The 10,258-nt window shown below is 46.1% G+C and carries 8 protein-coding genes; 2 read left to right on the top strand and 6 right to left on the bottom strand.

Annotation, left to right across the window (positions count from 1 at the left end):
* Positions 1-557 precede the first annotated feature (557 nt).
* Positions 558-839, bottom strand: a complete 282-nt coding sequence (locus tag NDA02_RS27505; protein WP_190794761.1) for a helix-turn-helix domain-containing protein — start codon at positions 837-839, stop codon at positions 558-560.
* A 223-nt stretch (positions 840-1,062) separates the two neighbouring features.
* Between NDA02_RS27505 and NDA02_RS27500 the strand changes: the two genes are divergently transcribed.
* The gene (locus tag NDA02_RS27500; RefSeq protein WP_190794760.1) at positions 1,063-4,848 is read left to right on the top strand and encodes a WD40 repeat domain-containing protein; all 3,786 of its coding nucleotides are present in this window, start codon (positions 1,063-1,065) and stop codon (positions 4,846-4,848) included.
* A gap of 31 nt (positions 4,849-4,879) precedes the next feature.
* Here the strand turns inward: NDA02_RS27500 and NDA02_RS27495 are convergent, their stop codons facing one another.
* The 5 genes from NDA02_RS27495 to NDA02_RS27475 form a co-directional block, all read right to left on the bottom strand.
* On the bottom strand, positions 4,880-5,617 hold the full coding sequence (locus NDA02_RS27495; RefSeq protein WP_348256274.1) for a hypothetical protein: 738 nt from the start codon (positions 5,615-5,617) through the stop codon (positions 4,880-4,882).
* A gap of 183 nt (positions 5,618-5,800) precedes the next feature.
* Positions 5,801-6,490, bottom strand: a complete 690-nt coding sequence (locus NDA02_RS27490; RefSeq protein WP_190794758.1) for a hypothetical protein — start codon at positions 6,488-6,490, stop codon at positions 5,801-5,803.
* Between the two features lie 19 nt (positions 6,491-6,509).
* Positions 6,510-7,700: a cyclic nucleotide-binding domain-containing protein gene (locus tag NDA02_RS27485; protein ID WP_190794757.1), complete on the bottom strand. Its 1,191-nt coding sequence runs from the start codon at positions 7,698-7,700 to the stop codon at positions 6,510-6,512.
* Positions 7,701-8,084: 384 nt separating this feature from the next.
* On the bottom strand, positions 8,085-8,666 hold the full coding sequence (locus NDA02_RS27480) for a transposase (RefSeq protein ID WP_190794756.1): 582 nt from the start codon (positions 8,664-8,666) through the stop codon (positions 8,085-8,087).
* Between the two features lie 101 nt (positions 8,667-8,767).
* Positions 8,768-8,899, bottom strand: a complete 132-nt coding sequence (locus tag NDA02_RS27475; protein ID WP_190794755.1) for a helix-turn-helix domain-containing protein — start codon at positions 8,897-8,899, stop codon at positions 8,768-8,770.
* A gap of 428 nt (positions 8,900-9,327) precedes the next feature.
* On the opposite strand from NDA02_RS27475, the gene NDA02_RS27470 reads away from it, so the two are divergent.
* Positions 9,328-10,149 (top strand): sulfite exporter TauE/SafE family protein, encoded by an 822-nt coding sequence (locus NDA02_RS27470; RefSeq protein ID WP_190794762.1) that lies wholly within the window; start codon positions 9,328-9,330, stop codon positions 10,147-10,149.
* The last annotated feature ends 109 nt before the right edge of the window (positions 10,150-10,258 follow it).

Here is a 10,258-nt window from a genome sequence, read left to right as displayed (position 1 = left end):
CGATTCAAGCCAGTTAAAGCGCGCAGCAAGCGGTCTTGTGTCAGCACCCGTTCAATATCCAGCATTTGCTTATCCCATTTCTGCCTTCTATTCTTGCTTATTTCCCGACAAGTCTATTTCATAACACAACGAAATAGAACCTTATGAGTATTTATTTATACGGGAGCGACCCCAGAAAAATAGGAGGGTTTTTGTATACACCAAAGTATACAACGTAAAATACATACCTGTATTTCATACAGATAGCACGAAACTTTTGAGCTAGTGCTTGACTCAAGAGCAATGCTGCTTTCCTTTATCACACCAATTTCTACATTGACTAAGAGTGTATTTTGCGGGTAGTGCCATTTAGGAAAGGATAGAGAAAATAGACCGACTACGTGCAATTGTTCATCGCCGTTGCTTGTTGTAAGTAGTCAAGCAAAAATAAGCAGCGTTGTGTAAAGGATGTCAAAGTGTTACTCTATGATTCGCTTTGACTTAAATCCAAATCGTCAGGTAACCATCGACTGCCGCTTGCTGCAGCGTGGCAAGGTCAGCTTGTTTGTCTGCCCGCGCTACCGGGTCTTGTCGCTGTTGATGGCTGATGCGGGTGCGTTTCCAGCCAAAGCCCTTTTTTTCAAGATGCGTTGCACCTGATAGCGACTGAGCTGGACTTGGCGTTGTTGCGCTAACTGCTCCGCTAACTGAGCACTACTGTAAGTTTTAGCGTCTTGCTCCAACGTGGCTTCCAAATGAGCGCAATCGGTTTCCTGCCACTGGAGACGACGACCAGCACGCGGAGCATCCCACAATCCTCCCAAGCCTTGACGCTGCCAACGATGGATCGTCTCACGCACGTGGAATGCTCCAATTAAAGTACTCAGCAATCTTCTACCTTCCAACCCCTAACGGACATTAGGAATCAGTGGGGCTTAACCCAGAAATCAAATTGGTATAAACTATAACATCTTGAATCAAGGGTAGGAAGTTATGTATGTAAATTTTTTCAGGAAATTTACTGATGGTTGAAGTAATTAGGTAATTATTGATTGTTCCCTAGCACATCTACTCTCGCTTGTTATGCCATCCTCTTCCAGCCCTCAAGAGGAGAAGTTTCTCGACGCTGCTCAGGTTTGGGACTTAGAGCAGCTATATGCTGACTTGGCCGCCATTAAACAAAAGCCACTGTCTTCAACAGAACGAATTTGTTTGCGAGGATTGCTTTGTGGTCTTGACCCCAATGGAATTGCTGCTTCACTACACCGCCAAGCACAAGGGCTGCGAGTCGATCTGACACGGGGATTGTATCGTTATGTTGCAGCAATCACCGCAGGACAGGTAAAAAATTGGCGAGATGTTGCTGTGTTATTGGAGCGGCAAGGCTACAAGCGGAACGATGTTCTTGTACAGAGTATTGCAAATGCTGAATCCTCCTCAGTCTTGTCATCCTCGGTTCCTACGCTGCACCATGACTGGGGGGATGCTCCCGATGTGTGCGTTTTCTTTGGACGTACTGAAAAACTGGAACAATTAGAACAGTGGATTGTGCAAGACCGCTGCCGTATTGTCAGTATCTTGGGCATGGCAGGAGTGGGCAAAACTCGGCTGTCGCTCAAGCTGGGCGCAGGTGGCATCGGCAAAACGGATTTGTCATTGAAACTCGCGCAGGGAATTCAAGACCAATTTCAGTTTGTGATCTGGCGATCGCTCCTCAATGCCCCACCACTACCTAGCCTGCTCACCGAGCTGGTCCAATTTCTCGCTCAACAGCAGGAAGCGCCCCTATCAAACGATCTCGGTGCAGGCATCTCAAAGTTATTGCATTACCTGAAAGCTCACCGTTGCTTGCTGATTCTTGATAATGCCGAGACGATCTTGCAAGGAGGAACCTCGGCTGGGCACTACCGAGAAGGGTATGAAGGATATGGGCAATTGTTCCAGCAGTTAGGAACCGTGCCCCATCAAAGTTGTCTATTGCTCACCAGTCGAGAAAAGCATAAAGAGATTGCTCAATTAGAGGGAAAAGCGCGCCCCGTGCGGTCGCTCAACTTGGATGGGCTGAGTGTTGCAGAGGGAATCAAAATTTTTTCTGAGATTGGTAACTTCTCCGGTTCTGATGCTGAGTGGCAGACCTTAATTGAGCTTTACAATGGCAATCCCTTAGCATTGGAACTGGCAGCCAAGCATATCGATGAAGTCTTCTGTGGCAACATTTCTGAGTTTCTCAAAGAAGGGCATCCCATTTTTCAAGATTTGCGAGAGCTGTTGGATTGGCATTTCGATCGCCTATCTGACAACGAACAAGAATTAGTCAATTGGTTTACCATCAACCGGGAGTTGCTAGCTCCAGCAGAACTCAAGGAAGACGTCCTCACTCCTGCGGAGCGTGAACAGGTGGCAGCGACCCTGCAATCGCTCCAGCGACGACTCCCCTTAGAACGAAACGGCAATAGCTTCACCCTGCAACCTGTCCTGATTGAGTATGTGACCGAACGACTGATTAAACAGGTGTGCCAGGAGATTCAAACTGGAAGTCTCTGGCTGCTTAGTCGTTATGCCCTGCTTAAGGCAGTTGCCAAAGAATATGTGCGAGACAATCAAAGCCGCTTAATTCTCAAACCGATTTTGGAGAGGGCGATCGCAACCCTTGGCAGCCGAGAAAAACTTGAAGCACAGCTACAGCAGCTTCTAGCGCAATTGCAAAAAAGACTACCTGTTGGATCTGGATATGCAGCCGGAAACCTTATCAATCTACTGTGCCACTTGCAAACCGACTTAACTGGGTATGACTTTTCTCATCTGACCATTCTGCAAGCGTATCTGCAAGGTGTGAATTTACGGCAGGTCAGCTTTGCTCACTGTAAATTCGTCAAGTCTGTTTTTACTCAAACCTTTGGTGGCGTCCTATCAGTCACTTATAGCTCAGATGGAACCTACTTAATCACGGGAGATAGCAACGGTGAAATTCACCTTTGGGATACCACGAGTGGCAACAAGCGGATGACCTGTAGAGGTCATAAAAGCTGGGTTTGGGCAGTCACCTCGAGCCCGGATGGTAGGCTGCTTGCTAGTGCTAGTGATGATAACTCAGTCAAGCTATGGGATATGGAGACGGGAGACTGTCTTCAGACGCTATCAGGACACACCTCAGCCGCTAATGCGGTTGCTTTTAGTCCTGATGGGCATTTACTAGCAAGCAGTAGCCAGGACGCTACGATCCGTCTGTGGCACGTTAATTTGTCCCTCCAGCGATCAAAAGAGCCAATCGCTCAACCGTTTTGCACCCTGCAAGGATTAACTCAGCGAATTTGGTCGATCGCCTTCAGTCCTGATGGTCAAACCCTAGCCAGTGGTTCAGAAGACCATCACATTCACCTGTGGAATATCACGACTGGGAACTGCTACCAGACGCTTCAAGGACATTCCGGCTGGGTACGATCGGTTGCCTTTGATGCGAATGGACAATTGCTGGCAAGCGCCAGTTCTGATGGCACGCTGAAGCTATGGGACCTGGAGCAAGGAACTTGCCTTAAAACCTTTCAGGGACATACCCAAGAGGTGACCACTGCCATTTTTAGCCCAGATGGTCAATCTCTAGCGAGCTGTAGCCATGACCAGATCATTAAGCTCTGGGACATTGAGACTGGACAGTGCATTAAGACGTTACAGGGGCATAGCAACCGGATTTGGTCGATCGCCTTTAGCCCCAATGGTCAATCCTTAGCGAGCGGCGGGGATGATCATGCCATTAAAGTCTGGGATGTCAGAACAGGGCAATGTATCAAAACCTGGAAGGGTCATACGAACGAAATCCTTTGTCTAGCATTGCATACTGAACATGCGTTGATGGCGACGGGTCATGAGGATGAAACCATCAAGCTTTGGGATCTCAAAACAGGTCAAGTAATTAAAACCTTACGAGGACATCGCGATCGAGTTTGGGCAGTGGCATTTTCCCCTCAATCCACTGAAACAGATGCGAACGAGCTAAATCAAGCGATTTTAGTGAGTGGCAGTGGAGATAACACCATCAAAGTATGGAATTGGAAGACAGGGCAGTGTTTGCAAACCTTCGAGGGACATACAAGTTGGATCTGGTCTCTTGCGTTTAGCCCCAACAGTAAACAATTAGTGAGCGGTAGCTATGATGCCACCGTCAAGCTCTGGGATATAGAAACTGGCAACTGTCTAAAAACGTTGGAGGGACATCAGAGCTCAGTCGTTGGTGTTGCGTTTAGCCCAAATGGACGACAGGTTGCCAGCAGTAGTTTTGATGCCACGATTAAACTCTGGGATGTTGAAACAGGACACTGCACTCAGACCTTACAGGAGCATGAAAACAGCGTTTGGCAAGTTGCATTTAGCTCAGATGGCACGACTCTCGCAAGTTGTAGTTATGACAAGACCGTTAAAGTGTGGGATATGACGACGGGTAAATGTAAATATACCTTTGAGGGACACACGGCACCTGTGGGTGCGCTTGCCTTCAGTCCGGATGGAGGATATCTGGCGAGCGGTAGCTTTGATCAAACCATAAAACTGTGGAATCTTGAAACTGGAGAATACGTGCAAACCCTTGAGGGACATCAAGGAATTATTCTTTCTATCCAGTTTTATATTCGATCTTGCCTTGCTGAAGACAAGGAAACAAACTTACCTGGCAAGATGCAGAACAATGATTTGATTCTGTTGAGCGGCAGCTTTGATGAAACCATTAAATTCTGGAATGTAGAAACTGGTAGATGCCTTCAGACGTTGAGAGTGCCGCGTCCCTATGAAGGAATGAACATCGCAGGGATTAGCGGCTTAACACAAGCAGAAACGGTAACTCTCAAAGCATTGGGAGCGATCGAAGAGACACGATGAGATTTAGACATATTTGTCCCTAGCGATCGTCTCACCCCAAATCATCCCAATCAATCACTTTGAAGGCAACGAGGTAATCCTGTCCGTTGTGTACTTTAGCAGTGACCCGCTTTTTATTAACTCGGTCGAGAGAAACTGAGATCTTTCCAGCGTTTTGAGCATTGACAAATGAAATTTCTGCCTCGAATTGGCTACTAAAGTTTGAGTCAGATTCAAAAATCACATTGTACTGGTTAGCGAGAAGAATTTGATCCACGATGTAGTTGTTATCAATGTCTATTCCAAGGCTTGGCTCAATTAAGTTGTCATCCCCGTCAACAAGTTTGTAAAGCCTGCTTAAGTAATCCGTTGAAATATACTGCATTTTGGCTGATTCTAGCTCTACTGTGATACTGACCATCCGCGAGTAGCCCACATCTAGGAAAACAGGTATGCTCGGAAAATTACCAATTCCTGATTTAATGCTTTTTCGCCGTTCATTGCTAATTCTCAAACTAGCGAATTTTATTTCTAGTACAATCGATTCTCCGTTGTCCAGATTGAGTTTGTCTCGACGCAGTTCGATCGCGTCACGGATCAACTTGGGTGTTGCCATATGGTATGGCGCGGGATAATACGAAAAGAGACCTCCATCAAACTCTTCAACGACTGATCCCAAAAGGCTTGCGCCTCCTCCATTACTATCTGTTTCTTGAGGAGTAATCAAAAACCACATCTTACCGAAGCCGGAGATTAAGTTGCGTGACCAATAAAAGTTTGATGAAGGCATCACTAAACTTCTCTTAATCAGGGTTGGGGTGGGGGCTTGTCTTAAGATAAGAAATCGCTTTGCTGCCGTCACCTAACCGTGATTAGGGATCTAACTCACGAAGACAGCAGCAAAGCAGATGAAACTGTAAACAGCAGGCTCTCTAGCGGAGATACAGTGGCGAAATAACCAAAGAATATCACACTACTTCAAAGCAACAGGAGTTGTACCTTTTACTGAAGGTTTGCTGAATGCGATCGCTAGAGGATCAGTTCCAAAAGCCCAGTCCACCATCCGAAGATACAGCGTTGCTCCCATTTCTGCACCTTCTTGCAAGTCCTCCAGGTTAGTGCTGTCAAGTTCTATATTCTTGAGTACACTAATAATCCAATCTCCATGTGGAAGTTCTTCGTGCAGATGAATCTGGATGAACCGAGACGTACGTTCATTGATGAAGGGTGCTGTCTTCAGCAAGCGTTTGACCACAATGCTGCCACCTGAACCCAAGTTTTCTAGAACGCAGGTCGCCCCCAATCGGATAAAAGGACGAGAATAAATGACGGAGTCAAAGTATGCCCACCATAATTTCACATTCAGTGGAACAGACAGCATCGGCTGACCGAGATTCTCAATATCCTTGCTGGCAATGCGATAGTGCATTTCTTCTTCTAGCCCAAATGCCACCAGGAAATCTCGCAATTTTCCTTTCGTCGCCAAACCAGGGTGACTGGCTGCAATGAAGAAATGTCTCTGTACATCTTTTGTAAGATGAAACTGCATTGAGAGGTATCGAACATATTGCTCAAGCGTTAAACCGCCTGAAGCCTCAACGGTCTCTAACTTGTGACGAAAGATCTCTTGGGCTTTGCTAACAATGCGAAGAACCGTGTCCATTGATTGCACTCCTTTAAGTCTAAGCGGTTAAGAATTGATTACGAGTGATGTCTGCAAGTTGATTTGCTTCAGGGACATACTTTTTGCAAATCCAGCGAGACGCATTCAAGAAAAACTGACACATTGATTCGGGTGACGTTTTCATTGCTTTCATGATCGTTTGGACGGGCAAGACCAAAACTTCGACATCTGTTGTGGCGATCGCCTGCTCTGGGGAAGGTAGTTGGGTAAACAATGTTGTTTCTCCAAAGGTTTGATAGGAATTTAACAACGTCTTTGAACCGCTGTCCGCGTTACTGACCTCAACCACACCAGAAAGCACCAGAAAGACGGCATTGGCGATATCTCCATTTCTCAGAAGAGTTTCCCCCGCTTTTGCACAATAAAAGAAGCTGGATTTTAAGAGCTGTTGGATTCCTTGATCGGTTAGCCCTTGAAAAAGGTCAATTTTGGGATTTAATTGCTGATGCAGTTTTGCAATCCAAAATTCCCACACTTCATCTGCTGTACTTCTGCAAGTGTTAATTAGTTTTTTGTGTTCAGCAAATTCTTGATTGAACCAATCCTTTGCCGTTGAAGTGTTGCTGGCTTTACGAGCGACACGATAGAACGGGGAGTGGACTGCCCGCAGATGCTCAACATCTTCCATCAGTAAAACCATCGGAATTTGTAAACCAGCATCCTCGTCGAGGAAGTTATCAACGTAGCGACGATATCCCAGGTTTTCATAAAACGGAACGAGCCAAGGAGCCGCGTGAGAAAAGTCAAATTGCAGATTTCGGGTGCGGGCATCTCTGTAGAATTCCATGACAATCATGCCTAGTACCGAAGAATTTCGCCATTGTGGGGCGACCATTAAGCGGCTGCTAAATGAAAGCGTTTGGGTTGGGAATGCCCCAATAAATTGATCGACTGCAAAGATCTGGCTGAGATTCTCAGGAAGTGAAGTAGAATCCAGCAGATTTTTTCGCACGGTTGCTACAATCTCATCTTCAACTTCGATGTAAAGCAGCATTGCTGTGTCATCTAACTTATCCTTGAGAATCTTTTCAGTATGGTTGGCATATCGTAGGCTTTTTTTCATTTCCTCGATATACACGCTGTATCTGAATTGATAGATCGCTTGTTTCTCTTCAAGCGTTGTGGCAACTTGCACTTTTAACATTGGTATCTCCTTCAATGCTTTATTAAGCGTTTGTCCTGCTTTCACAAGAATTGATCGAATCAGTCTTCAGGTTAGAAAACTAGAACTTCATCGACCGCTAACAGGTGATAGGAGATAGGGTTAGCAAGCCTAAATTACTTCAAACAAAGGTTAGGAAAAACGTTAGATGACTGGCGCTTTCAGAGCTTGTATGCCTTGGAAAGAATACGTTAGAACTTTGTTAGGAGCCTATGTTGCATGATCAGTATTCAGCATTTCAATGAAGCTGCTGCGGAGTGGAATTTGACAAGGCTGAGTGCTGATCTAGGGCAAGTGAAGCAAGCCTGTAGCGGCAGGCGTACAGCATTGACAAACGTTGACGAAACTTGTTTGCGAGGATTGCTGTGTGGTTATAGTCCTACGAAATTGCGATCGCCCTCAATCGAGATATTACCGGGCTGCGAGTCGATTTGTCGAGAGGACTGTATGAGTAAGGGGATGGCGTTTTTCCTGCCAGTCTGAAATGCATTGCTGTACCGCTTGACAAGTATGAATCCGAGCGTTGTCTTGAGTAATCACGGTGATTTTGCCAGTTCGCTTAAACAACCGTTGCGCTTGTTTGGCTTGCTCATTTATGAAGCGAATGTAGGTTGTGCTGGTAATGCTTCCGACACTTAAGCCATAGGTGAAACTGCAATCGGGTTCCCATACACCAATAAGGTTAACCCGTCTGCCAGGCCTTGCAGTCTGCTCCTGGCGCTTTTGGGTGCCCGCCAAAGACCAGCTATAGCTGACGGGACTCCAGCAATCAAAGCCAGATTCATCTAGATATTTCAACTTCAAATACCCCTCCCATGCTGCTTGTTGCAACAATTCCCAGTCTGCTTGTTTGAGCTGTTTCTCTAGGAGGTTCTGTAGGCTTCGATAGCTTTGTCGAGTTCGCTTCCAGCAGTAGCCCTTTTTTTGAGAATCCGCCGTAGTTGCCGTGAGCCCAACTTGACTTGTCGTTCTTGCTGCAATTGCTGTACCCATTGCTGAGCATTGTGCGTTTGGGCTTCCTGCTGCAACGATTGCTCTAAGTGCCCGATGTCGGCTTCCTGCCATTTAGGACGACGTCCTGGACAGGGTGCATCTCACAATCCCTCTAAGCCTTGTTTTCTCCAGCAATAGATGGTTTCACGCACCGTTTCCACCCGCCAATCAAAATACTCGGCGATCTGCTCGGTCGTCCATCCTTGATGGCTCAGGCGTAGCAACCTCAGCACGGTCTTTCGTCCGTTGCGGAACGCTACTGGCGGTTCTAAATTCCAGTAAAGTGCGGTCTTCTTCTGCAGCCAGAACCACTTGAAGGCGAGGACGGGTCATTGAAAAAGGGTTCTCAAAGTACGTTTCTCCGTTATTCTGATATAACAGTGTTTATTTCCGTTTCCCTACTTAGGGCACTGCAGCAACGGTTTGATCATCGTGGGAAAGCCAAATCAGGTTACTTCTCTATTCTCTCTTGCTCTTTTTTCTACGTCCTTTCCTAAATGGCACTACCTATTTTGCGTTTTTTAATAGTTCCTTATTGAAGGCAACTGTTGTTTTTTCTGGTTGTTATTTTACGCGCTCGAGAGTTTGAGTTGCATCCTTTGAGATGCAAAAAGTTGAATGCGGTTTAATGGAAGCGTGTGAGTCTAGTGTTGAGCCCATCATGAATTTATTTAGTTTATTGCTGCTGGTGGTAGGAGGTTTTTTCTCTGGAGTTTTGGCAGGCTTTTTGGGAATTGGCGGTGGTACTGTATTAGTGCCAATGCTTGTTGCTTTTGGCTATACTCCAGTACAGGCAGTCGCAACCAGCAGTTTGGCGATTTTGATTACCTCCATTTCTGGTACAGTACAGAATTGGCGGATGGGGTATTTTGACAGCCAGCGGATTTTAGCCTTAGGTTTACCAGCTTTAATTACGGCGCAGTTCGGAGTATGGCTTGCTGATCACCTGCCATCTGCCTGGTTACTCGGTGCGTTTGGGGTACTCCTGCTGCTCAACATTTATTTGGTTGATCTAAAAAATCGCCTTGCTGCAAAGCAACCTCAATCTATTGAATCACCTCCCCATCAATCAGCGAACCCAAAACTTGTTCGGCTGATTACAGGAGGGCTGGCAGGTTTACTGGCTGGACTATTTGGGGTTGGTGGTGGAGTGATCATGGTACCCCTACAAATGCTGTTTTTAGGTGAACCAATTAAGCTTGCCATTCGAACTAGTTTGGGTGTGGTTGTCATGACTGCCATCTCTGCTAGTATTGGTCACACACTCAGCGGTAATGTTATTCCAATGATTGGAGTGGTATTGGGATTGGGTGGATTAGTGGGCGCACAGGTGAGCACGCGCTTGTTGCCCAAACTACCTGATAGTGTAATCAGCCTTCTCTTTCGTACTTTCTTAGGGATATTAGCGCTGTATATCTTTAGCCAAGCAGGTATTGTTAACAGTGCTGATGATTTACTTGAAGAGTTGTATCGCAAAAACTAGTAGTTCACCAAATAAACTTTGCCTAGTTAGCATGCTTTAATTTAGGATAGAGATGCCCTAACCGAATGCGCGCACCTGCACTGGAAAATCTCCAATTGACCCTGGCTTT

Source organism: Leptolyngbya sp. ST-U4 (genome assembly GCF_039962215.1).
Classification (GTDB): Bacteria; Cyanobacteriota; Cyanobacteriia; order Elainellales; family Elainellaceae; genus Leptolyngbya_A.
The sequence above is the reverse complement of the archived record's forward strand: the minus strand, read 5'-3'. Positions and strand labels throughout refer to the sequence as shown.